The organism is Flavobacterium oncorhynchi (assembly GCF_002217355.1).
Taxonomy (GTDB): Bacteria; Bacteroidota; Bacteroidia; order Flavobacteriales; family Flavobacteriaceae; genus Flavobacterium; species Flavobacterium oncorhynchi.
The window spans coordinates 529,411-552,148 of record NZ_MUHA01000007.1 but is presented as its reverse complement, the minus strand read 5'-3'; the positions used below and the strand labels follow the sequence as shown (position 1 = coordinate 552,148).

The 22,738-nt window shown below is 32.8% G+C and carries 20 protein-coding genes and 1 tRNA gene; 12 read left to right on the top strand and 9 right to left on the bottom strand.

What is annotated here, in order from left to right; translation table 11 throughout:
- Window positions 1-43 precede the first annotated feature (43 nt).
- Window positions 44-199 carry an rSAM-modified peptide gene (locus tag B0A75_RS20600; protein ID WP_089053733.1) on the top strand — a complete coding sequence of 52 codons (156 nt, stop codon included), beginning with the start codon at window positions 44-46 and terminating at the stop codon, window positions 197-199.
- A 40-nt stretch (window positions 200-239) separates the two neighbouring features.
- On the opposite strand, the gene B0A75_RS07875 is transcribed toward B0A75_RS20600, so the two are convergent.
- Window positions 240-2,003 carry an AraC family transcriptional regulator gene (locus B0A75_RS07875; RefSeq protein WP_089053732.1) on the bottom strand — a complete coding sequence of 588 codons (1,764 nt, stop codon included), beginning with the start codon at window positions 2,001-2,003 and terminating at the stop codon, window positions 240-242.
- A 167-nt stretch (window positions 2,004-2,170) separates the two neighbouring features.
- On the opposite strand from B0A75_RS07875, the gene B0A75_RS07870 reads away from it, so the two are divergent.
- The 5 genes from B0A75_RS07870 to B0A75_RS07850 all read left to right on the top strand — a co-directional run bounded on the left by B0A75_RS07870 (window position 2,171) and on the right by B0A75_RS07850 (window position 6,812).
- On the top strand, window positions 2,171-3,349 hold the full coding sequence (locus B0A75_RS07870; RefSeq protein ID WP_089053731.1) for an acyl-CoA dehydrogenase family protein: 1,179 nt from the start codon (window positions 2,171-2,173) through the stop codon (window positions 3,347-3,349).
- Between the two features lie 87 nt (window positions 3,350-3,436).
- Window positions 3,437-4,219: a DUF3050 domain-containing protein gene (locus tag B0A75_RS07865; protein ID WP_089053730.1), complete on the top strand. Its 783-nt coding sequence runs from the start codon at window positions 3,437-3,439 to the stop codon at window positions 4,217-4,219.
- Between the two features lie 153 nt (window positions 4,220-4,372).
- Window positions 4,373-5,197 (top strand): AraC family transcriptional regulator, encoded by an 825-nt coding sequence (locus B0A75_RS07860; protein ID WP_089053805.1) that lies wholly within the window; start codon window positions 4,373-4,375, stop codon window positions 5,195-5,197.
- 69 nt (window positions 5,198-5,266) lie between these two features.
- Window positions 5,267-6,232, top strand: coding sequence for a nitrilase family protein (locus B0A75_RS07855; protein ID WP_089053729.1), 966 nt, complete (start codon window positions 5,267-5,269; stop codon window positions 6,230-6,232).
- 73 nt (window positions 6,233-6,305) lie between these two features.
- Entirely contained in the window at window positions 6,306-6,812 is a 507-nt protein-coding gene (locus B0A75_RS07850; RefSeq protein ID WP_089053728.1) for a GNAT family N-acetyltransferase, read from the top strand.
- 58 nt (window positions 6,813-6,870) lie between these two features.
- Here the strand turns inward: B0A75_RS07850 and B0A75_RS07845 are convergent.
- Window positions 6,871-6,957 (bottom strand) — tRNA-Ser (locus tag B0A75_RS07845).
- Window positions 6,958-7,017: 60 nt separating this feature from the next.
- Window positions 7,018-7,887 (bottom strand): LysR substrate-binding domain-containing protein, encoded by an 870-nt coding sequence (locus B0A75_RS07840; RefSeq protein WP_089053727.1) that lies wholly within the window; start codon window positions 7,885-7,887, stop codon window positions 7,018-7,020.
- A 91-nt stretch (window positions 7,888-7,978) separates the two neighbouring features.
- On the opposite strand from B0A75_RS07840, the gene B0A75_RS07835 reads away from it, so the two are divergent.
- The gene (locus tag B0A75_RS07835; RefSeq protein ID WP_089053726.1) at window positions 7,979-9,220 is read left to right on the top strand and encodes an MFS transporter; all 1,242 of its coding nucleotides are present in this window, start codon (window positions 7,979-7,981) and stop codon (window positions 9,218-9,220) included.
- Between the two features lie 206 nt (window positions 9,221-9,426).
- On the opposite strand, the gene B0A75_RS07830 is transcribed toward B0A75_RS07835, so the two are convergent.
- From B0A75_RS07830 to B0A75_RS07805, 6 genes are all read right to left on the bottom strand, one after another.
- A complete protein-coding gene (locus tag B0A75_RS07830) occupies window positions 9,427-10,455 on the bottom strand; it encodes an asparaginase (RefSeq protein WP_089053804.1) in 1,029 nt (342 codons plus the stop codon).
- Window positions 10,445-11,581: a 1-acyl-sn-glycerol-3-phosphate acyltransferase gene (locus tag B0A75_RS07825; protein WP_089053725.1), complete on the bottom strand. Its 1,137-nt coding sequence runs from the start codon at window positions 11,579-11,581 to the stop codon at window positions 10,445-10,447. Before B0A75_RS07825 ends, B0A75_RS07830 begins: the two co-directional genes overlap by 11 nt.
- Window positions 11,582-11,645: 64 nt before the next feature.
- Window positions 11,646-12,425, bottom strand: coding sequence for a TatD family hydrolase (locus B0A75_RS07820; RefSeq protein ID WP_089053724.1), 780 nt, complete (start codon window positions 12,423-12,425; stop codon window positions 11,646-11,648).
- 275 nt (window positions 12,426-12,700) lie between these two features.
- Window positions 12,701-14,350 (bottom strand): S41 family peptidase, encoded by a 1,650-nt coding sequence (locus B0A75_RS07815; RefSeq protein WP_089053723.1) that lies wholly within the window; start codon window positions 14,348-14,350, stop codon window positions 12,701-12,703.
- A 244-nt stretch (window positions 14,351-14,594) separates the two neighbouring features.
- A complete protein-coding gene (locus B0A75_RS07810; protein ID WP_089053722.1) occupies window positions 14,595-15,317 on the bottom strand; it encodes a tetratricopeptide repeat protein in 723 nt (240 codons plus the stop codon).
- 2 nt (window positions 15,318-15,319) lie between these two features.
- Window positions 15,320-15,904: an RNA polymerase sigma factor gene (locus B0A75_RS07805; RefSeq protein WP_089053721.1), complete on the bottom strand. Its 585-nt coding sequence runs from the start codon at window positions 15,902-15,904 to the stop codon at window positions 15,320-15,322.
- Window positions 15,905-16,022: 118 nt separating this feature from the next.
- On the opposite strand from B0A75_RS07805, the gene B0A75_RS07800 reads away from it, so the two are divergent.
- The 5 genes from B0A75_RS07800 (at window position 16,023) to B0A75_RS07780 (ending at window position 22,656) form a co-directional block, all read left to right on the top strand.
- Complete coding sequence (locus tag B0A75_RS07800) at window positions 16,023-16,322, top strand: hypothetical protein (protein WP_089053720.1); 300 nt, start codon at window positions 16,023-16,025, stop codon at window positions 16,320-16,322.
- Window positions 16,323-16,407: 85 nt separating this feature from the next.
- A complete protein-coding gene (locus tag B0A75_RS07795; protein ID WP_089053719.1) occupies window positions 16,408-17,394 on the top strand; it encodes a hypothetical protein in 987 nt (328 codons plus the stop codon).
- Window positions 17,395-17,506: 112 nt separating this feature from the next.
- Complete coding sequence (locus tag B0A75_RS07790; protein WP_089053718.1) at window positions 17,507-19,459, top strand: PKD domain-containing protein; 1,953 nt, start codon at window positions 17,507-17,509, stop codon at window positions 19,457-19,459.
- A 147-nt stretch (window positions 19,460-19,606) separates the two neighbouring features.
- Complete coding sequence (locus B0A75_RS07785) at window positions 19,607-22,267, top strand: CHAT domain-containing protein (protein WP_089053717.1); 2,661 nt, start codon at window positions 19,607-19,609, stop codon at window positions 22,265-22,267.
- Window positions 22,219-22,656: a retropepsin-like aspartic protease gene (locus B0A75_RS07780; RefSeq protein ID WP_089053716.1), complete on the top strand. Its 438-nt coding sequence runs from the start codon at window positions 22,219-22,221 to the stop codon at window positions 22,654-22,656. The genes B0A75_RS07785 and B0A75_RS07780 overlap by 49 nt, the downstream gene beginning before the upstream one ends.
- Window positions 22,657-22,738 lie beyond the last annotated feature (82 nt).

Sequence of the window (22,738 nt, the reverse complement as noted above, 5' to 3'; positions counted from 1 at the left end):
AATACTACACTTTTAAAACCCACAACACTAAAAATATCAAATCATGTCAAATCAAAAATTAAAATTCGAAGATTTTCAAGGAAAAGAATTATCAAAACAACAACAACAAATGGTACGAGGAGGGGACGATAATAATACGGATGAAACTCCTCCAACTCCTGTTGATCCTGGAAAAGGAGGTTTAGGAGGCGCTAATTAAAATTTGATTCCTAGAAATGTTACTCTGAGTAACTATCTCACTAAATATTATTCGCAAACTGAGCTGGAGATACTCCAGTTCTTTTGCGAAATGATTTAGCAAAAGAAACAGCATTTTTAAAGCCAACACTTTCTGCAATAGCCTGTGTAGAATACTTTCGATACATATGATTGGTAATCATTTCATTAATTACATAATTAATCTTCAACTCGTTCGAATATTCCCCAAATGATTTACCAAATCGTTTATTAACTACATAAGACAAATAAGTTGTATTTGTTTTTATTTTCTTAGCTACATAAGGCAATGTAAAATCGGCATTTAAGTACTCTAATTTACTCTCGAGAGCCAATAATTTTTCAACAATTTTGTTTTCTTTAGCTTCGTCAATACTTAAAGGAATATTTTCTTTTTTGAGTTGTGCTTCTTCCAATTCTAGAACTTCTTCTTCTATTTCTGGCTGTGGCTCAAGTAATTCATTGTTATTTTTCTTCTCGATATTTGCTTTAAATTCCTCAATTAAAGCATTCATTTTTTTATGCGCCTTATTTTTATCTCTAATATTTTTAATTAATAAGAATACGACACTTACAAATACTAATACATAAAAAATCTTAAGGCCTCTATTTATCAGAACTTCATTTTTATACCTTTCTTCAATAGTAACCATCTCATCAGTAAGATTGTGTACTCCTTGTTTATAGTTAACTTCTAAAGCTTCAGCACTTAACTTTTCCTCAAACTTCTCATAATTATCCAAATAAATCCTTGAGTGCTTATAAGCAAGTTCTGGTTTATTTTGAATATTGTAAATTTTTGCTTGGTAATAATTCGATTTTAAATAATCAATAGCATTAGCATTCGTAATTGCAGAAATCGAATCACATTTTTTGAAAAAAACCAATGCTTTATCGTACTTTTTAGTTGTAAAATAAATATCGCCTAAATTATAATTGGCGACACACAATATGTCTTTCTGATTATTTTGACTGGATAGAAAGACAACATCATAATATGTTTTTTCCGCATTTTTATAATCGCCTTTCCAATTGTAGACATTCCCTAAACTTAGTTTTGCTACTATTTTATTAGAAGCAAAATTTTGAGAATAATTTATCGTTTTTTTATAGTAATATTCGGCAGAATCAAGCAAATGTCTTTTACTTGAATTTTTCATAAAGTAGCTTTCATAGGAACTCGCCAAACTCCGATTAACATTACTTTTTAGATTTAAAAATTGATCTTTAGTAAAAACACTTTCATTTGCATCAACAAAGCGATCAATTTGCTTTACATTTTTAATTGATAATTGATAATTTCCTACAGCCTCATTTACTAAAGCAATATTCATCTTGAACTTAACCAGTTGTTTTACATCATTAATTTGTAAAGACAACTTCATTCCTTCTTGGTAAATTTCTAAAGCTTTTCCATAATTACCTCGATAGGTCTCAGCAAGTCCTCCATAATTATAGATATAAGATTTGAGCTGCGTCTTTTCTTTCGAATCTGGTATCTTTTCTAAATATTGTAAAGCTGCTTTATAACTTTCCTTAGATTTTTTTGAATCACCCTTAAGCTGAAACATAGCAGTCATCGATCCATTTGCAAAAGCCAAATGTTTATAATTTTTTGATCTTGCCATTTGTGAAGCATATACAAGAGCACTGTCGACATTTGCATTGAAATTTAGTCGAATTTTTTCTTGTAATAATAAATACTCCTTCTCGTTCATTACAGTTGACTCTTGAGCAAATGCACTATTAAGAACAAAAAGAAGTAGAAAAGAGATGATCAGCCTCATTCATTTTATGTTTTGGAATCTCAAAATTAGGTTATAAATTATCAATAAACTAAAAATAATTTGCCTTATTTGTGATTATTTTATAACTAATACTTGTAAATATAACAATTTTACTTCATTTTGTTATATTTATATTGCGTAAATTTGTTTAGTAAAACTATACAAAAATGAAACCAGATTTATTTCAAGCTCCAGATTATTACAATCTTGATGATTTATTAACAGACGAACACAAATTAGTGAGAGAGTCTGCACGTGCATGGGTTAAAAGAGAAGTTTCCCCTATTATTGAGGAGTTTGCTCAAAAAGCAGAATTCCCAAAACAGATCATAAAAGGACTGGGAGAAATTGGCGGATTTGGACCTTATATTCCAGTAGAATATGGAGGTGCAGGTTTAGACCAAATTTCGTATGGTTTAATTATGCAGGAAATAGAACGAGGTGATTCTGGAGTAAGATCTACATCATCTGTTCAATCTTCATTAGTAATGTATCCTATTTGGAAGTATGGAAATGAAGAGCAGCGAATGAGGTTTTTACCAAAACTGGCAACAGGAGAATATATAGGATGTTTTGGTTTAACCGAACCAGATCATGGATCTGATCCTGGAAGCATGATTACCAATTTTAAAGATATGGGTGACCATTATCTTTTAAATGGTGCCAAAATGTGGATTTCTAATGCCCCTTTTGCTGACATTGCAATTGTTTGGGCAAAAAATGAAGAAGGCCGTATTCATGGTTTAATTGTAGAACGTGGTATGGAAGGTTTTACAACTCCTGAAACTCATAATAAATGGTCACTTCGCGCCTCTTCGACTGGTGAATTGATTTTTGATAATGTAAAAGTGCCAAAAGAAAATCTTTTACCAAACAAATCTGGTTTGGGCGCACCGCTTGGCTGTTTAGATTCTGCCCGATACGGAATTGCATGGGGAGCAATTGGAGCGGCAATGGATTGTTATGATACAGCTTTACGATATGCTAAAGAAAGAATCCAGTTTGGAAAACCAATTGGAGGAACGCAATTACAGCAGAAAAAACTAGCCGAAATGATTACCGAAATTACAAAAGCGCAATTATTGACTTGGCGTTTAGGAGTTTTAAGAAACGAAGGGAAAGCGACGACAGCACAAATTTCGATGGCAAAACGCAACAATGTCAATATGGCGATTCAAATTGCCCGTGAAGCCAGACAAATGCTGGGCGGAATGGGAATTACGGGCGAATACTCAATTATGCGCCATATGATGAATCTTGAAAGTGTTATTACTTATGAAGGAACTCATGACATTCATTTACTAATAACTGGAATGGATGTAACTGGGATTTCGGCATTTAAATAATAAACAACTATTAAATTATACACAAAATCAATTTAAAAGGCTTCTTCTTACCAGGAAGCTTTTTATCTTTGTATAAAATTTTCGTACATGAATATTGAAACTATACACAATAGCATTCAACCTCAAAAAGAGCAGCTTTTAAAACATTCTTTATACAACAAAATACACAGCATTGATGATCTGCATACTTTCTTAGAAAATCATGTTTTTGCTGTATGGGACTTTATGTCTTTATTAAAAGCTTTACAAGCCAAACTTACCTGCACAACAACGCCTTGGTTTGCTACCAAAAACCCTGAAACAAGATATCTAATCAATGAAATTGTTTTAGCAGAAGAAACAGACTTAAGCATAGACGGCAGAAGACAAAGTCACTATGAAATGTATCTTGAAGCAATGGAAGACTGCGGTGCAGATACAACTGAAATTACTAAATTTTTGAATGAAGTAAATTCACTCCATAATATTTTTGTTGCCATAAAACAAAGTTCTGTTCATCCTGAAATAAAATCTTTCTTAGATTTTACTTTTAGAGTTATTGAAGAAGGTAAACCGCATCAAATTGCTGCTGCTTTTACTTTTGGAAGAGAAGATTTGATTCCGAGTATGTTTACCGAAATCCTCAAAAACTTCCAAAAAAACTTTCCTGATACTGATTTAAGCAAACTTGTTTATTATTTCGAACGCCATATTGAACTTGATGCTGACGAACACGGACCAATGGCAATGCAGATGATCACAGATTTATGTGAAGATGATGCACAAAAATGGAAAGAAGTTGAAGAAGTTTCAATCTTAGCTTTAGAAAAACGAATTGGACTTTGGAACGCTATCGAGGAAGAAATTCTGATGAAGACTGAAATGGTCTAAAAAAATAAGTTATTTAAAGTAACTGTTTTAAAAAAAAATCCAATAACCAAAACTGTTTCAACAACAGATAAGTTATTGGATTTTTTTTCTACTATAAAAACTGCCGTTTGAAGAAATTAAACTGTCTTGAAAAAGCAGATTAAAAACGAGATTATGCAAGTTTCACCACAAAAAGAGCTCTCTCCCTATATCAAGCATTATCTTTTTTTAGATAATGCCGAAACTGCGGTGCAAAAATTTCGCTTATTTTCAGACGGAAATACCGGACTTGTATTTTCTCTAAAAAGCAAACTCATTTCGGGAATTAATAAATATGAGGTAAAAGATTATCTGCCGTCTTCTTTTTTATACGGACAACTTAACGGTTATAAAGACCTTTATTCTGAAAATGAAATTACGCTGATAATTATTGTTTTTCAGCCCAACGGAATACATCAACTATTAGGAATTCCTGCCAATGAATTTCACGATTCTATTATTCCTGTCGAAGATGTTTTTGGAAAAAAAGCTGCAGAGCTTCAGGAGAGCCTGTTTCAACAAAACAATCAAATGCGAGTTGAACTGCTTAATTCTTTTTTTAAATCATTAATCGCCACCAAAACAGCTTCAAATCAATTATTAATAGATCATTCTATAAACTTTATTACCACCAATAAAGGGCATTTTACAATAAAACAATTGGTCAAACATACCGGTTACACAGAAAGACATCTTGAAAGAAAGTTCAAAGAATGTATCGGATTGAATCCGAAAAAATTTGGCAATGTGCTAAGGTTACATCATTTTCTAAAATTATTAAAAGACAAAACGGATAAAACCAACTTGACAACCATTTGTTATGATGCTGGATTTTCAGATCAATCGCATTTAATAAAAGAGTTTAAAAAACATACCGGAATAACTCCAACTGAATACATCTGCAACAGCGGAAAATTAACCAACAATCTTATAAAAAGATTTCCGCCTTTGTCATTTTAAAATGTCGGTTTTGTACAATTTCTAAAATATTAATGTCGCTATTTTTGACTAAAATTAATAGCGCATAATATGAAAAATTTAAAAATAGCCACAGCACAATTCGAAAACAAAAGCGGCGACAAAAACTATAATTTATCTGTAATCGAAAAACTTTCTCAAAAAGCATCTGCCGAAGACTGTGATGTAATTTCGTTTCACGAATGTTCTATAACCGGATATACATTTGCAAGGAATTTATCAAAAGAACAGATGTTAGACTTGGCAGAAGCGATTCCGAGTGGAGAAAGCATTTTAAAATTGATTGAAATTGCTGCAAACAACAACATTGTAATTTTGGCCGGACTTTTTGAAAAAGACGAAAACGACAATTTATTCAAAGCTTACGTCTGTGTAGATAAAAATGGATTAGTGGCCAAATATCGAAAACTGCATCCATTTATAAATCCGTATTTAACAGCAGGAGATCGTTATTGTATTTTTGAAATTGAAGGCTGGAAATGCGGCATTTTAATTTGTTACGACAATAATATTATAGAAAATGTACGCGCAACAAAACTTTTGGGCGCCGATATTATCTTTATGCCTCACGTAACCATGTGTACTCCTTCTACCCGACCTGGCGCTGGTTTTGTAGCACCTCAGCTTTGGGAAAACCGCGAAGCTGACCCAACTTCTTTACGTTTAGAATTTGACGGAATGAAAGGTCGAGACTGGTTAATGAAATGGCTCCCCGCAAGAGCTTATGATAATGCGATTTATGCTGTATTTTCAAACCCAATTGGCATGGATGATGATCAACTAAAAAATGGTTGTTCTATGATTATTGACCCTTTTGGAGATATTCTGGCAGAATGCCGCACTTTTGATGATTCTTTTGCAACTGCGGTACTTACCCCAGAAAAATGTATTCAGGCAGGAGGAAATCGTTACATAAAAGCTAGAAGACCAGAATTGTACAAAGATATTATTGGTCAGGATCATAACTCAGAGCAAAATGTAGTCTGGCTGAACTCTGATAAAAAAAACATAAATTAAGGTTTTCGCCTATTCAGAGCAATTGAAAAATTTACCTTTGAAGATTCATTAATTTATAGAACAAAACCTAATAATGGAATTTTTTAAAACTACAAATGAAGATATCGATGCTGTTTTCGATATTTACAACGAAGCTACATCTTACCAAAAAACAGTAAATAATAAAAGCTGGAGAGGTTTTGAAAGATCATTAATAGAAAAAGAAATTGCCGAAAATCGTCATTTTATAATCAAAGAAGGAGACGAAGTTGCTTGTACATTTGTACTAACTTTTAACGATTTAATTATCTGGAAAGAAGCCAGTGCAGATCCCGCAGTTTATTTGCATCGTATTGCTACAAACCCAAGATTTAGAGGACAATCATACGTTAAAAAAATCATTGACTGGACTAAGGAATATGCCAAAGAAAACGGCAAAGAATATATTAGACTTGATACACACAGCGGCAACGAGAGAATAAATAAATATTATACCAGCTGTGGTTTTACCTACAAAGGAATCAGCGCTATCGAATGGACAAGCGAATTACCCGAACATTATAAAGAAGGTTCTTTTAGCTTGTTTGAGATTAAGCTGTAAGTTCTAATCAAAAAATAAACCCTTGTGAAATTCTTTCACAAGGGTTTTCTTAATTAAGCAGAGAGGAAGGGATTCGAACCCTCGATACAGTTACCCATATACTAGCTTTCCAGGCTAGCTCCTTAAACCACTCGGACACCTCTCTATTTTGGTCTGCAAAGAACACAAAAAAAATCGAGTTTCAAAAGTAAATCTCAAGATTAGTTTAAATGCTTTTTCTAAATTCTTCCATGAATAATTTTACTGCCTTTTTCTGGTAACCTCCAATCGTTAACATATACGATTCTCGCTTAGTGACAACACCTGTAATCTGAATGGCTTTAAGATTATCCCAGCCTTTTAGCGCTTTTTCGGCTACAATTGTTGCCCAATCGCTGTTCTCTACCATTTGCAATAAAGCATGAATTGAATTTAATTCTATCGAGATTTTTGGCTTCATATTGTATTTTTTAAACAACACTTCGACATATTCTCTTGAATTAGATCCTTTTCCGGGTAAAATAAGCGGGACATCTTCAATTTTCTTAAAAGCTATTTTATCTAAAGAAGCTAAAGAATGTGATTTAGAAACCGCCATAACCATATTTGAAGTAAACAAAGGCACTTTCTGGATTGGAAGTTCAATTTCATGTGATGAAATAACCAAAACCAAATCTAATTCGTTGGTTATCAACTTTTGCTCTAAAGCTTCTGTTGTACCATATTCGACTACGATTTTTAAATTTTGATACGTTTTTGCGAAAGCATTTATGACAGGTAAAATCAAAAGTCCAAAAATGTACGTTACCCCTAATCGGAGTTCACCGCCAATCATTTCGTTTAAATCTTCAATTGCCTGCTTTCCGTTTTCTACATTTTCGACCACTTTTCTAGCATGAATTAAAAAAACAGAACCTGCTTCGGTAAGCTGAACCTTTTTTCCAATCCTTTTAAACAAAGGCATTCCCAGTTCTTCTTCCAGTTTTTTTATTTGCTGCGAAAGTCCGGATTGCGTTACAAAACACAACTCGGCGGCTTTTGTAAAATGCAATACCTCAGCAGTTTTAATAAAATATTCAAGTTGATAAATTTCCATATCGATAAGTTTTACTACTCATAATGAGTAAAATTATTAATTTTTCTAATGAAATCATAATCCCGAACTTTGTAAAAAAATATTTCAGGTTATGTTTAAAGCGTTAAAATCTAAAAACTTCAAGTTATTCTTTTACGGACAGTCCGTTTCTGTTATTGGGACTTGGCTGCAAAAAACAGCAGTAAGCTGGATGGTTTACAGTATTACTGGATCTGTATTTTTGTTGGGTTTAGCTACTTTTTTAAGCATGATTCCATCCTTGTTTTTAGCGCCCTTGGCAGGAAGTATTATTGGCAGATACGACAGACATAAAGCCATGATTTTATTACAGTCATTGGCAATGCTTCAAGCTGGAGCTTTGGCTTTATTGATTTACTTAAAAATTTACAACATCAATTTTATTCTGGCTTTAAGTCTTTTTCAAGGAATTATCAATGCTTTTGATATGACTTGCAGACAAACTATGATGATTGATATTGTCGACAATAAAGAAGATCTGCCCAATGCAGTTGCCTTAAACTCAACTTTAAATAATTTTGCCCGAATTGCGGGACCTGCTTTAGCGGGAATTATACTGCACAATTATGGTGAAGACATTTGTTTTATTGGAAACTTTCTAAGCTATATTCCTGTTTTAATATCTTTATTGATGATGAAAATCACGCCGCATATTAAAGCTGTTGATAAATTTAAAATGCTCGAAGATTTTATTGAAGGTTTTGATTATATCAAAAAAGAAGCTGAAATGGCAAAAATGCTTTTAATGTTAACCTGCAGCAGTTTGTTTGTAATTTCTTTTAATACTTTGATGCCTGTTTTTGCTAAAGATATTTTTAGCGGTAACGCACAAACTTTCAGCTGGTTTGAAAGTGCTGCCGGAATTGGCTCCATTATATCCGCAATTTATCTCGCTAATTTGAAAAAATCAGACAATATGAGTAAAATAATGATTGCTGCGAGCTTATTATTAGGCTTCAGCATTATTATACTTGCTTACTCAAATAGTTTAACAATCGCCTTAATTTGTATGGCTTTGAGCGGCGTAGGAATGATGGCGCAAACCTCATCTATAAATATTTACATTCAAACACAAAGTGCAGTCAATATGCGTTCGAGAAGTATCAGTTATTATTTAATGGCTTATCAGGGAATGATTCCTGTGGGAAGTTTGATAATTGGTTATGTTTCGCACATTATCGGAACTCGAAATACAGTTGCCATTCAAGGTATAATCAGTATTCTTTCTGTAATTGTTTATGTATATTACAAAAAACATAAATCTTCTGAAGAGTTAGAGACTTGTCCGGTAACTTATAAAAATTCCAAGTTTTAAATTCCAATTATAGACACTTTTGTCATTTCGAGGAACGAGAAATCACACTAGGACTTCCTCATGCGAAAGAACCGATCTTTGTCGATTCACGAGTGTGATTTCTCGTTCCTCGAAATGACAAACTAACTAAGAAAAAACAATGAAAAAATCCCAAATTCCAATTTTTATCTTTTGGAATTTGGGATTTTAAATATTGAAATTTTATGCTAAGATATTTCCCCTCGCAATGCCGTTTCGAAAATACTTTTAAATTCGTTTTGAGGAATGTTATGACCTAACAAATACATTAGTTTTGTAATTGCAGCTTCTGTAGTAATATCTTTTCCTGAAATAACTCCAAGCGACTTTAAGGCCGTACTCGTTTCGTATTGCCCCATATTTACGCTTCCGCCAGAACATTGTGTTACATTTACAATGTGCATTCCAGATGTAATCGCTTTTTCAATTAAATTCAAAAACCAATCTTCGGTTGGAGCATTTCCTGAGCCGTAAGTTTCCAGCACAATTCCGCGCAAACCTGGAGTTGCCAAGATCGAGGCCAAAACGGTTTCGCTCATTCCTGGGAACATTTTTATGATCGCTACATGATTGTCTAAGTTCTTGTGAACAATCAAATCTGCATTTTTATTTACAGGAAGAAATAAATGTGAGTTTAATTTTAAATGCACTCCCGATTCGACCAATTCAGGGTAATTTGGTGCTGTAAAAGCTCTAAAATGCTCAGCATTTACTTTTGAAGTACGATTTCCTCTGTATAATTTATATTCAAAATATAGACATACTTCTGTAATTACAGGTTTACCCTTTTCTAGAAGTGAAGCAATTTGAATTGCTGTAATTAAGTTTTCTTTTGCATCAGTTCGTAAATCTCCAATTGGCAATTGAGAACCTGTAAACACTACTGGTTTTGCCAAATTCTCGAGCATAAAACTCAATGCCGAAGCTGAATATGACATAGTATCTGAACCGTGAAGAACCACAAATCCGTCATAAGAAGCATAATTTTCTTCTATGATTTCTGCAATTTTTGTCCACTCTGCAGGATTCATATTAGAGGAATCTATAGGGTTTTCAAAAGAAACCGTTTCGATTTCACAATCTAATTGTTTGATTTCAGGAATCTTTTGCAATAACTTTCCAAAGTTAAATGCTTTCAACGCTCCTGTTTCAAAATCTTTGCTCATACCGATGGTTCCACCAGTATAAATTAGAAGTATTTTAGCCTTAGATGACATCTCCATATTTTAATTTATTGACAACCGGATTGGCATACATCGCAAGAAAACCTTGTCTTGTAACAGGATTATCGCTTCCGATACGCATTTCTAAACGACGCTCAAACAATGATTTTTCGCTGTCTTTGTACAAATGAGAAAATGTATTGGTTTTATTCAAGATATCGTAGGCAATAAAATTAGTCGGCCACAATTTATAGTTTTTCAATACTGAATCGTCTATAACTTGAGCTAAAGCCTGAATTTGCTTGTTTCCATTGTCATTTTCTGCAACGATCTGATCAATTTCAGTATTCAAAACATCACCTACAGAAATATGTATTCTTTTTTTAGTTCCCATAATACCACTTAAAATGGTCATGAAATCTTCATTTTTTTCTTTAATATAAACTTCATTGTTTGCTTCTGCCATTAATTGCGGCATTTTCAAAACATCAGTTGGATCATATTCGTATGAAATAGAAACGGGAACAATTTTTAATTTCTTAAAATAATCCATCAAATTGGCTTCGTCAGAACCCATTCCAATCATTTTTAAAACTCCTGGATTTGTCTCATCGTTTCCATCTTTGGTACGTCCTTCTCTTTGTGCAATCCAAACTGAGCGGTTTTCACGAAGCAGTAAGTGCCCAATATATTCTGATAATAATTTAGAACTTTGAAGCATCTCACGAGGCGTTAAACCCCTTAAAACCAAAAAGTTTCTATTTAATTTTGCCAAGGTTGACAAAAATGCTTTTTTAACTAAATTATCTCCAATTGCAGATGCCGTCATAACCAAACCATGCTCGAATAAACAAACATTAAGCAAAGTTGTATCTAAAAGAATATCTCTATGATTGGAAACAAACAAATAAGAGGTGTTTTTTTCTAACTTTTCAAAGCCTGAAGTTGTAAGTCCTTCAGAACTTCTTTCCAGAACTTTTTGAATTGTATTGTAAATAAAATTGCATTGAAAATCACGAATTGAATGTGTTTTCTTAAGCTGTTCCTTCCAAACCTCATCTTCCACATCCGGAAAAGTAAAATTCATCATAGCTTTCATCATCGGATGATTGACTACACCATGAAGTGCTTCATTTATTTCGGAATCATAGAACGGTCGAATGGCATCAAATCTCTGCATTATTATTTATCTGTTTAAGTGGGCAAATGAACAAAAAAAAAATTAAAGTATTGTAAGGTGTGGGTTAAATACCAAAAACGGCTTTTGAATTTTGTGTTGTAATGTTGGCAATTTCTTCTTCAGAAACGTTGTATATATCGGCGAGTTTAGCAATTACATTTACTAAATAACTGCTCTCATTTCTTTTTCCTCTGTATGGAATTGGCGCTAAATAAGGCGAATCTGTTTCTAAAACAATATGTTTTAAATCGATTTGATTTAAAAACTGATCAATTTTTCCGTTCTTAAAAGTAACAACTCCTCCAATTCCTAACTTCATATTATAAGATATTGCCTGATGCGCCTGCTCTAAAGTTCCAGAAAAACAATGAAAAATACCGAATAAATCAGCTACTTTTTCTTCCTCCAAAACTTCAAAAATTTCATCAAAGGCTTCGCGGCAATGAATTACTATTGGTAATTTGTATTGTTTTGCCAGTTGAATTTGTCTTTTAAAAGCAATTTGCTGCTCTTTTAAGTGCGTTTTATCCCAATACAAATCGATTCCAATTTCACCTACGGCATAAAATTTTCGTTTAGACAATTCAGCTTCTACGTGTGCAAGTTCTTCTAAATAATTATCTTTTACATACGTTGGATGCAAACCCATCATCAGGAAAATATTATCTGGATAATTTTGCTCTAAATCATACATAGACAGCGTCGCTGCGGCATCGATTGCAGGAATAAAAAAGCGTGTAATTCCGGCATCGATAGCTCTTTGAATCATGGCGTCACGATCCTGATCAAATTCTTCAGAATATAAATGTGTGTGTGTATCGGTAATAATGGGTTTCAAATTCAATTGTATATTTTTAAAGTTGTCAAAATTACGACAATATTAAAAGAATAGCAATTGTGTAAAATCAGCATAAAGATTTGGCAGATTAACTTTCTTGAAAAAACAGATTAACTTAAAAAAACCTTTGCGAAAGTTTTAAACTTTTACAAAGGTTTACAAATAAGTTATTAAAGCTTGTCGCCCTGAGCGAAGTCGAAGTCCAGCAAAAAAAATAGACCCCCAATTCTTTTCTAATTGCTTATGTGGTCTTCGACTTCGCTCAGGAAGGCATACTTTATTTATATTCCCGTTTCAATAAAAGCTAAAGCACGATCAAGAACCTCATCTTTTCCTTCTTGAATTCCTTTAATGGTTGGCTCTATTTTGATATCTGGAATAATTCCTATTCTTTGAGTTTCTCTGCGATCTGGATAATAAACTCCAATTCCTGAAAAATTGGTATGAAACCCTGAAAAATCAAATTCAAAAACATTTCCATCTGCTCCTGCTGTCTGACTTCCTATAATTGTTGTATTTCCTGCCGTTTGAAAACACATTGCTGTCCATTCTGATTGACTTATAGAATCTTCATTAAGCAGTACAATTACTTTTCCTTTATAATTATCTTTATTTTCAGAACCGCAATTTCTTCCCTTTGTCCATTCATAACGTCCTGGATAATTCAGATATGGCATCGTGTAAACGCAAAAAACCTTTTCCTGAGGATTCAAAAATTTAGCAATTTCTTCAAAAGTTCCTTTTGGATAATTTCTCATATCAAAAACGATAGCTTTTGTATCTTTTAAACCGTTAATCATATCTGGAATATGTATTGGTTTTATAACTCCCATGTTTACATAACCAATATTATTCTCTAAAAGTTTGAACTTATCTTTCTTTTTCTGAGCTCCTTTTTTAAACTCATTTCGATGTGAATCATGATAATTAAACCATGTCATTGACTTTGTTTCGTATTTCCCATCTCTTAGAAACTCTACTTTCACATTTTCAGATTCGCTTCTTAAAATTTCTCCAGCAACTTTGTTTCGATAAGAAATTTCGTTTGAAGCACATTTGACCTCTCTTTTTTCCTCAAGAAGTTCTTTGATGCTCTTATCGTTTATTTTAGTAATTACAGTTCCTATTTTAATATTATCAGCTTCAGCGAGGCTGTCTCCTAAAATCTCAGTAATTACTAATTTTTCATCGATAATTTTACCTGCAGCCGGAAAATAAAAAGATGCTTTTTTTCCTGTTGCTAAAGATGGATATATAAAAAATTCAACATGGCTGTCATCTAGATTAACTGCCGCTTTTCGTAATACCTTATAAAACTCATCTGGATTTTTCGCCTGAACAACAAAAGGTAATACTTCGTTTAAGGTTGCATCCCATTTCTGATCCATCAGATACTTATACGGAAAATAATATTCGACAACATTCCAATACGAAAACAGCATTAAAAGCCTGTCGTTTTTATCATTGTAATCTAATTTGAAGTAGTTTTTCAAGTTTTTAAACCCATCAAAGCCAGGCCCAAACTCTTCATTAACTTGAAATCTGTTGTCTTCAATAAATTTCAGTTTTTTCGAAAGTTTCTTAGAAAACAACTTATTATTAAACCAGCTTAAATCGAAATTTTTATCAAAAAGCTCAACCTCTTTTGGTATAACAATTGGCTTAACCTCTTTTATTGCTCCAAGATTATCGATCCAATTTTCCAACACCAGCGAAAACTCTTCTTTCGTTTGAGCTTTTTCTATTTTTGGTAAAGTTTCAAGAAGCTGGTTATCCCAATTTAATTCTCCACCAGCAGCTTTTGGATGATAATATTTTAAGAATCCCCAAACTTTGCAAGCAGCCGCAAGTTTTTCGGTTTCTGTAATTTTAGATTGACTGAAAATGATTTGTGAAAAAATAATAAGAAAAAACAAAGTAATTTTCTTCATTCAGTAGCAATGGTTAAATTAATAATAGTTTTGGGGTTGGTTAATAGCATAAAATTAAAAATCGAAATTAGATTTTAATTTCTAAATTTTATTACGTCTTTACGTAAACTGCTATTATAAATTCATTTATCACCTCTTATCACCTCATTTACAGCACTAATACCTCTGAAAATAAAACAAAAAAAAGATTCGCAAAGTATTTATTTCCTTGCGAATCTCTCTCTTCTTCTTATGCATTTACAGCCTAATCCAGGTCGTTTAATAAATCCTGAACATCGTCATAATCTTCATAATCCTGCGAAATAGTCTGAAGAATTTCTTTACAGGCTTTATACTCTTTTTGTTTTAGTTTGGATAAAGCCAAATACCAAACTGCTTTGTCTTTGTAAACTGAAGTTCCTGCTTTTAGTTCATCAAAAACAGCTTCTGCTTTTATATAATGACTTTCTTCTAAAAGCGAAACGCCATAAAAAAATTGTATTTCGGCCGTTTTTTGTTTTTGAAGAACGGTTTCAAAAAGCGGAATTGCTTTGTTGTATCTTTTTGCATTATACTCCATTTCAGCTTCTTTTAGAGTTGCATCAACTGTTCCTCTTTCCGTAAAAAAAGCTTGTTCAGGATTATTATAATCTGCAAAAGTTGGATTTTGGCTGTAATTAAAAAAGAACAATCCAAATAGAACAGCAATAGAAGCTGCAACAGCAAAATACCACGGTTTTAAGCCTATAACTTTTGTTTTCTTATTAAAGTGTTTGTTTGAAATATTAGTTAGATTTTCTTTAAAAGCTTCTCGCTCCTGTTCAAATTCAAACTTATTTGCCAGTTGAAGCTGTGTGTTTTTGAAAGTCTCAAATTCTGATGCAAATTCTGGATCTGATAGTAGTTGTTTTTCAAAATCATTTTTAGCTTCAATCGTTAATTCGCCTTGAAGATATTGATCAAATAATATATAACGCTCTTCGTTCATGACTACTTATTTTTTAAAGATTTAAAGTTTTTTGCTTCCTGAATCCATTGCGTTAACTGACCTACGCATAACGATTTCTTTTTACGAACATATCCGTAAGTTACGTTTAGTTTTTCGGCCACTTCTTCCATTGATTTGATCGTAAAACTGAGCTTTAACAATTCTTGACACTTATCTCCCAATTTCTGGAACATGGTATCAAAAAGCTGTTGTTTCTCGTCAAAATCCTCGGTTTGTCCAATTAATTCTAAAGCAGATTCATTTATAGATACTGCATCTTCATTAATTGTTACCCCTTTATTGGCTGTTTTTTTCAGCTCATTCAGCCATTTTCTTTTACACAATAAAAAGAAATAAGCATCAAACGGACAGGTTAACTGCAGCGCATTGGCTTTGGCTTGATTAAAAAGCAAAATCAACACGTCCTGAACCACATCCTGAGCCTGATCTCTATCTCCAGAATTATTCATTATAAACATAACAACTTTAGGAACAAACTTTTTGTAGATGGTCTGAATTACTGCCGAATCGTTTGAGGCAAGTCCTTCAATATATTTTTGATCCAGATGTACTTTGCTTTTATCCATAAAAAACTTTTTATCAGATAAAGTTAAAAAAGAATTTCAAATAAAAGGGTAACAATTGATTAGCGTAGTTGATATAAGAGAACAAATATCTTTTTAAAGGATAAAAAAATAAGAAAAAATGGAAATGTATCAATTTACTTCTGAAAAAACTTTGAATCAATTTCACGAAATGATTTCTGCTAAAACCCGAAATGGTTTTGTGATTGTAGAGCATAACAAAAAACTGCCTTATGTAGTTTTATCTAGAGAGAAAAAAGCGGTCAAACATACTTTGCATTTATTCCTTACCTGTCTCACTTTCGGGCTTTGGTCTGTTGTCTGGATTTATTTAATCATTACGCTTTCGCAGAAGAAAAACATTTTGGTCGCGGTTGATGAAGATGGAAATCTATTTGAAGACAAATGCCTGTCTGCCTAAAATTTAAAAAAAAAATCAAAATCAGGGGTAACAAAATTCTAACCTCGAACATCTATCAATATAATAATCATTAAAACCAGAAATTATGAACACAAATTTTAAAAAAATCGGACTTTTATTCCTTTTACTAATTTCTTTTGTAAGCTGCGACACCAGCGATGGCGAAGATCAAAATATTATTTTGCCGCCAACTGCTGCCGCTTTTAAAAGCATCAGCGAAAAAGGTCTTAAAAAAAATACGCAAAATTTTACTATTACTGCAGGAACGGGGGTGGTAACATTAACATCTGCAAAAGGGGTAAAATTAACTTTAAACGGAGATTGTTTAACTAAAAACGGAAATCCTGTAACAGGACAGGTTGATATTGAATACGTCGAACTTTTTGATAAAGGAAATATGCTGATTTCTAACAAACCAACTATGGGAGTTATGCCTGACGGAAAGAAAAATCTTTTGATTTCGGGAGGAGAATTCTTTATTAAAGCTACTCAAGGCGGTGTCGAATTAAAAACTTCATGTTACATGAATTTAATTGTTCCAACGGCTTTAACAAATGGTTTGGATAATGCTATGACTTTATGGAACGGCGTAATCGATGAGCGCGGAGAACTGACTTGGGAACAACCAAAACCAAATGCTGATGGAACTGGCGGTAAAGGCGGCGTGCAAGGCGAAGGTGCGAATTATTACGTTACTTTTGGAAAATTTGGATGGACAAATGTTGACCGTTTTTATAGTGATCCAAGACCTAAAACAACACTTTTAGTAAAAGCTCCTGAGGGTTATAATAATGAAAATAGTGCTGTGTATTTATCTTATGATGGCGAAGGAACAAATGCTCTTGCAAAATTAGACACCTATACTTCTGCAGGATTATTCAGCGAGCATTATGGTCAAATCCCAATTGGTTTAAAATGCCACGTGATTTTTGCAACTGAAGCTAATGGCCAATGGCGTTATGCGATTAAGGCCGTAACTGTTGCTGCAAACGACGTTTATACTTTTACTCTTGCCGAAACAACAGTGGGCACGGAGGCGCAGCTGGTAGCGGCGATCAATGCAATCCAGTAACTTACGATTACTTTTTTTAAGAAAAAGTGGTGATTTGCTCATCACTTTTTTTTACATTTAATCTTGTTTCAAAATTTACCCTGACGATTTTAAAACTAAAAACTCTCTAGTTATGAAACCAATAACGTCTGTTTTCTTTATTTTATTTACCGTTTTCGCAATTGGACAAACCAAAGTAAAAGACACCATAACCCGAAGAGCTTCTATTGGTTTTATCCAAAATGGAAATGCTGTTACTTTTAAGCCCGAAACACCGCCGTTAATTCCTATTGCAGGTGCGCCAAAACCTAGTTATTCTTATTTATGGGAACTGGGCGATGGTCATTACAGCAAAGAAGCTGAGCCTAAACATGTTTATAAAAAGAAGGGAACATATACCACAAGACTTGCTGTAACGAATAATTACGATAACGGAAAACCTCCCGCAACACGACCGAAAAAAGTGGCTGTAAATGATGTGACGGATAACAATTACAAAGATATTGCTTCAATCGCTGATCAAAATGGTTTTGCTATTTTAAAAAACTGCGATCCAATTCCAGAACAGGAAATGGTAGTTGTGGTAAGTTACCAAAATCTAGAAAATTATGTTTCAAGCGGTAAACTGTATCTTTTTTATAATGAGAAACAGTTTAAGCACAATAATTTTGAATTGAGTGATTTTAGAACTTATGCAGACGAACGCGAAATAAAAGAAAACTTGGTCGCTGCGGTCGATGATCTTGATGATTCTAATAATTTTACGGCTGCTGTCGAAAGTAATTTCAATCTTAAAAAATACCGAAACACTACAACGGAAGAAGATCTTGATGCTTCGCTTTTAGATGCACATAAAACCTATCATAATGTTTCGGTTTTAGAATTTGATAATGCTGATCCGGGTGAAACTCGAAATGTCTTTTATACTTTTAAAACTACTCCCGAAATGATAAAAGATACTAGCGCAACGGTAACAATGCGTGGTATTTTTGTTCCTAATCGAAGTTATAAAAATCATAAGATTAAAAATCTTGAAATGGAAATTGTAACTTCTCACGATCCTAATAAAATGGGATCTAACGGGAGTTTTATGAATTATAGATTGGTGCGCTTTAAAAGGGTTAATTTTAAAACTCGTTTTCAAAATAATGGCGAAGGTCCTGCAAGAAAAATTCGTTTAGAAACTGATATTCCTGATATGTTCGACAAGAAAACATTTCAGATTGAAAGTATGTATCCAGAATGTCCTATTTGTCCAAAAGACGAAGAACCAACGGTAAGCTGCCTTGATACAATTATTAAACAGAAACAAATTATTTTTACGTTTAAGAATATTTATCTGCCGGGAACGGAACAAAAAAATGTAAAGGAAAAAGACAGTACAAAAGGTTTTGTAAAATACTCGATGAAATTTGGCGAAGATTTTCATAAAGTAAAAACCAAAAGCAGAACTTCGATCATTTTTGACAAAAACGAACCTATTATAACTAACTATGCTACTACTCGATTCTTGCCGGGAATCTCGATTGGTGCAAAAGCAGGTTATAATTTTTATCCTGATTTAGATAAATCGACGAGTTATTTTGTGGGCGCAACAATTTCGCCTTTTAAATCGTATCGCTTTTACTGGCAGGTTGAATGGGTAAATGCTTTAAACCAATACAACAGCGCAGTCGATATTGTAAATGAAACTCGTGTCAATGCAAATGGAGTACGACAATTGCAGCGCACAACTACTACAACCGAAAACAAAAATATCAATTGGGAAGTACCAGTTTTAATTCGCTACAACATTAATAATTATATAGGTATTGGCGCAGGAATCCAGGCCAATATAAATGTCTTATCAGAACAACATCAAAACATAAAAGTAGAAACTTTTGAAGGCGAAAAGGAACTGATTTTATTAGATACGAAAACAACAGCGAATACGGTTAAAAACTCTTTTTCAGGTTTTAATACTGGGCTTTTGTTTGATTTAACGGCAGGTTTTGCCAGAATTGGACCAAGCTTAGGCGCACGTTATGTAATTAATTTTGAACAGAATTTTAATTACTTTCAAGTTTATGGAATTTGGAAGTTTTAATTTTTTTATCACCATATAAGTGATGTAAGTTCTACCTACATTGTCTTATTAATACAAATGTCACCCTGAGCGAAGTCGAAGGCTTTACAACTAAAAGGTCTTCTATTTCGCTTAGACAGACAAACCTTTATCAACGTAATTTATAATATGAACTTATATCGCTTATTTGGTTTAATCTTTCTTTTTATAAATCTGAGTGTTTTTGGACAGAATCAGGAAGATAAAATATACAATGCAGTTGACAGTTTTACGGCTCATCCTTCTGTAAAAGCGATTCAGGATTTATCTAATGTTGAAGCTGCTTTCTGGAAAAATCCTAATCCAAAAACTAAAGAAGAATTACTGGCAATTGTGGTTTTAAACTGCAATAAAGGATATTATGAAAATTTGTTTGGACTGACGCAAAATGCGGTTTCGAGTTATGAAAAAGCATGGCAGGTTTTTCAAAAACACAAACTCAGCAATTATGATATAATTGAATTCTGCCTGAAACCTTTGGGGAATTTATATACTGTTTTGGGCGATTATGATAGTGCCGAGAACACTATAAAACAGTATTATTTTATTGCAAATACGTCTAAAATTTATCCTGACGCGCAAAAACAAAAATTTGCAGCTATTTTAAATTTATCGAATGCGTATCAAGGTTCTGGCAAAATTTCTATGGCAATTGAACTTTTAGAAAACACTCTAAAAACAGAGAACTTATCTAATTTGCAAAAAGGAATTTTGTGGAATAATCTTGGGAATAATTATTTACTAAGTTCTACAGAGAATTTAATGCGCCCTGAAATTCTTAAAAACGCTGAAAAAACTTTTGAAGCTTCGATAAAATATCTCGAAAAGGAGAAAGGTCAATCAGAAACTTTATCTAATTCTTATCGAAATCTAGCTTCGATGAACAGACAATGGCAGCGATTTAATCTTGCAGATTCTTATATGCAAAAGGCCGAAAAACTGTTTTTAGAAACCCCAAATCAGCAGCCTAGAAAATTGGCGAAACTCTATTATGAAAAGGCTTTATTGTTTTTTGATGAACGAAAATATGACGAAAGCTCAAACGAAATTACAAGGATTTTTAAAACTTTAATTCCTAATTACAATTCAAAAAACATACTGCCTAACCAAAATCAATTGTATGCCGAAACGGTTTTGGCGGATGCGTTAGATTTACAGGCTGAATTATTGAAATTTAAACAGCCTAAAAAAGCGCTGGAAGCTTTTGAACTTTCTTTTTACATCGAAGATTTATTGATGAATAGTCTGGTATACGAAAACTCAAAAATTCTAATGCAGCTGCGATCTCGAAACCGTACCGAAAAATGCATTTCGATTTATGCTGAATTATTTAAAAAAGAAAGTAAAACGCAATATCTAGAAGAAGCTTTTCAGCTTTCGGAAAGAACAAAATCGGGTATTTTGCAACGTTATCGTTCGAATTTTAAAAATGCTTCAACGGAAGAAAAACAGCTTTTGCAGGAACTTCAAAATCTCAATAATGCTATATTAAAAGAACAGCAAAAAGGAAATTCGGCCAATATTTCAAGAATAAATAGTTTTATAAGAAAGCAAAACGAATTCATGATTTTGTTGAAAAAAGCACAACTTAAAAATGCTGATTATGTTTCTGAAAAATTTGATTTAAAAGGATTGTTTTCAAAATTAGAAAAAGATAAAGCCGTAATGGTTTATTATTTCATGGGATTTGAAAATCAATATTTCTTTACTTTACAGAACAACACCATTAGCTTAAATCGTCTTAACACTTCACACATATCGATTCCTAAAATTGTACAATTTGTAGATTATTTTAATGATGCAAATGCTATTACAAATGACATTTCCGGCTATAACAAATGTGGTAAACAGGTATTCGATATTTTAAAACTGCCAAATAATTCTATCAATAAAAACTTGATAATAGTTCCTGACGGCATTTTAAATTTTCTGCCGTTCGAAGCTTTAATTACACAGGAATCAAAAACAACAAATTTTGCCAAAATGCATTATTTACTCAATGATTTTAAGATTGCTTATAACGCATCGGCTAATATTTATCTGAATTCAAAAACGGTTTTAAAATCAGATAAAACGGTTTTGGGTGTTTTTCCGGTTTTCGAAAAATCAGCTTTTGAATTGCGTTATTCCAAGAAAGAAATGGAATCGATTCGAAATAATTTTAAGGGAAAATATTTAGAAAACGCCGATGCTACATTTAACAATTTCAAAAATAATGCTTCAAATTATTCTATTTTACATTTGAGCACACACGCTTCTTCGGGTGATATTGAAACTCCGGCAAGCATCAAATTTTACGATCAGGAAATTTTATATTCAGAATTGTATAATCTGTATATTAATCCTGATTTAGTGGTTTTGAGTGCGTGCGAAACTGGAATTGGAAAGTTGTATAAAGCCGAAGGTGCCATGAGCGTTGCAAGAGGTTTTCAGTTTGCCGGTGCACAAAATTTGATGTTTTCTTTATGGAAGGTGAATGATTTTACAACTTCAGTTTTTATGACTGACTTTTATAAAAACGTCAAAAATAATGTTTCGTATTTCGAAGCCAATACAAATGCAAAACGGGAATATTTAAATGATAAATCGATCCCTAATGCAAAGAAATCGCCTTATTATTGGAGTTCTTTTGTATATTACGGTTCTATTTCGGGAGAAGAAAAATCAGGAAATTATATCTATTATGTGATTAGCTTTTTGATTGTAATTGGCTTATTTTTGGTTTTCAATCAGCATCGAAAATGGAAAATCTTCACGAGGTTCTCAAAAAAGAGAAATACAAAAAAATAAAATTCAAAGTTACCAAAACACAGCATCTTTCTATAAAAGCGAAGATTAACGGTATTTCTGGAAATTTCATTTTAGACACAGGCGCATCCAACACTTGTATTGGTTTTGAAAGTATTGAACGTTTTGAACTGGCTGCAAAAAATTCTAAAACAAAAGCCTCCGGTGCGGGCGGAACTGGAATGGCAACGCAAATTTCGGCACACAATCATTTGCAATTAGGAAGCTGGAAAAAGAAAGATTTCAGCATTGTAATTTTTGATCTTTCACACGTAAATGAGGCATTAGAATCCTACAAAGCAAAACCCGTTCATGGAATTATTGGCGCTGATGTTTTGCTTGAAGGTAAAGCGATTATTGATTATTTTAATCATTATGTGTATTTGAAATAAAATCAAATCTTCAAAAAAAAATCAAATAAAAAATCCCAAACTCCTTTCGGAATTTGGGATTTTTTCAATCTAAATTAAATCA

Excerpts from the sequence above, each read along its gene's own strand:
- B0A75_RS07795 (WP_089053719.1), top strand. The coding sequence starts at position 16,408 with ATGAACACAAATTTTAAAAAAATCGGACTTTTATTCCTTTTACTAATT.
- B0A75_RS07870 (WP_089053731.1), top strand. The coding sequence starts at position 2,171 with ATGAAACCAGATTTATTTCAAGCTCCAGATTATTACAATCTTGATGAT.
- B0A75_RS07855 (WP_089053729.1), top strand. The coding sequence starts at position 5,267 with ATGAAAAATTTAAAAATAGCCACAGCACAATTCGAAAACAAAAGCGGC.
- B0A75_RS07805 (WP_089053721.1), bottom strand. The coding sequence starts at position 15,904 with ATGGATAAAAGCAAAGTACATCTGGATCAAAAATATATTGAAGGACTT.
- B0A75_RS20600 (WP_089053733.1), top strand. The coding sequence starts at position 44 with ATGTCAAATCAAAAATTAAAATTCGAAGATTTTCAAGGAAAAGAATTA.
- B0A75_RS07780 (WP_089053716.1), top strand. The coding sequence starts at position 22,219 with ATGGAAAATCTTCACGAGGTTCTCAAAAAAGAGAAATACAAAAAAATA.
- B0A75_RS07810 (WP_089053722.1), bottom strand. The coding sequence starts at position 15,317 with ATGAACGAAGAGCGTTATATATTATTTGATCAATATCTTCAAGGCGAA.
- B0A75_RS07860 (WP_089053805.1), top strand. The coding sequence starts at position 4,373 with ATGCAAGTTTCACCACAAAAAGAGCTCTCTCCCTATATCAAGCATTAT.
- B0A75_RS07800 (WP_089053720.1), top strand. The coding sequence starts at position 16,023 with ATGGAAATGTATCAATTTACTTCTGAAAAAACTTTGAATCAATTTCAC.
- B0A75_RS07865 (WP_089053730.1), top strand. The coding sequence starts at position 3,437 with ATGAATATTGAAACTATACACAATAGCATTCAACCTCAAAAAGAGCAG.
- B0A75_RS07830 (WP_089053804.1), bottom strand. The coding sequence starts at position 10,455 with ATGTCATCTAAGGCTAAAATACTTCTAATTTATACTGGTGGAACCATC.
- B0A75_RS07835 (WP_089053726.1), top strand. The coding sequence starts at position 7,979 with ATGTTTAAAGCGTTAAAATCTAAAAACTTCAAGTTATTCTTTTACGGA.
- B0A75_RS07790 (WP_089053718.1), top strand. The coding sequence starts at position 17,507 with ATGAAACCAATAACGTCTGTTTTCTTTATTTTATTTACCGTTTTCGCA.
- B0A75_RS07815 (WP_089053723.1), bottom strand. The coding sequence starts at position 14,350 with ATGAAGAAAATTACTTTGTTTTTTCTTATTATTTTTTCACAAATCATT.
- B0A75_RS07785 (WP_089053717.1), top strand. The coding sequence starts at position 19,607 with ATGAACTTATATCGCTTATTTGGTTTAATCTTTCTTTTTATAAATCTG.
- B0A75_RS07840 (WP_089053727.1), bottom strand. The coding sequence starts at position 7,887 with ATGGAAATTTATCAACTTGAATATTTTATTAAAACTGCTGAGGTATTG.
- B0A75_RS07850 (WP_089053728.1), top strand. The coding sequence starts at position 6,306 with ATGGAATTTTTTAAAACTACAAATGAAGATATCGATGCTGTTTTCGAT.
- B0A75_RS07825 (WP_089053725.1), bottom strand. The coding sequence starts at position 11,581 with ATGCAGAGATTTGATGCCATTCGACCGTTCTATGATTCCGAAATAAAT.
- B0A75_RS07875 (WP_089053732.1), bottom strand. The coding sequence starts at position 2,003 with ATGAGGCTGATCATCTCTTTTCTACTTCTTTTTGTTCTTAATAGTGCA.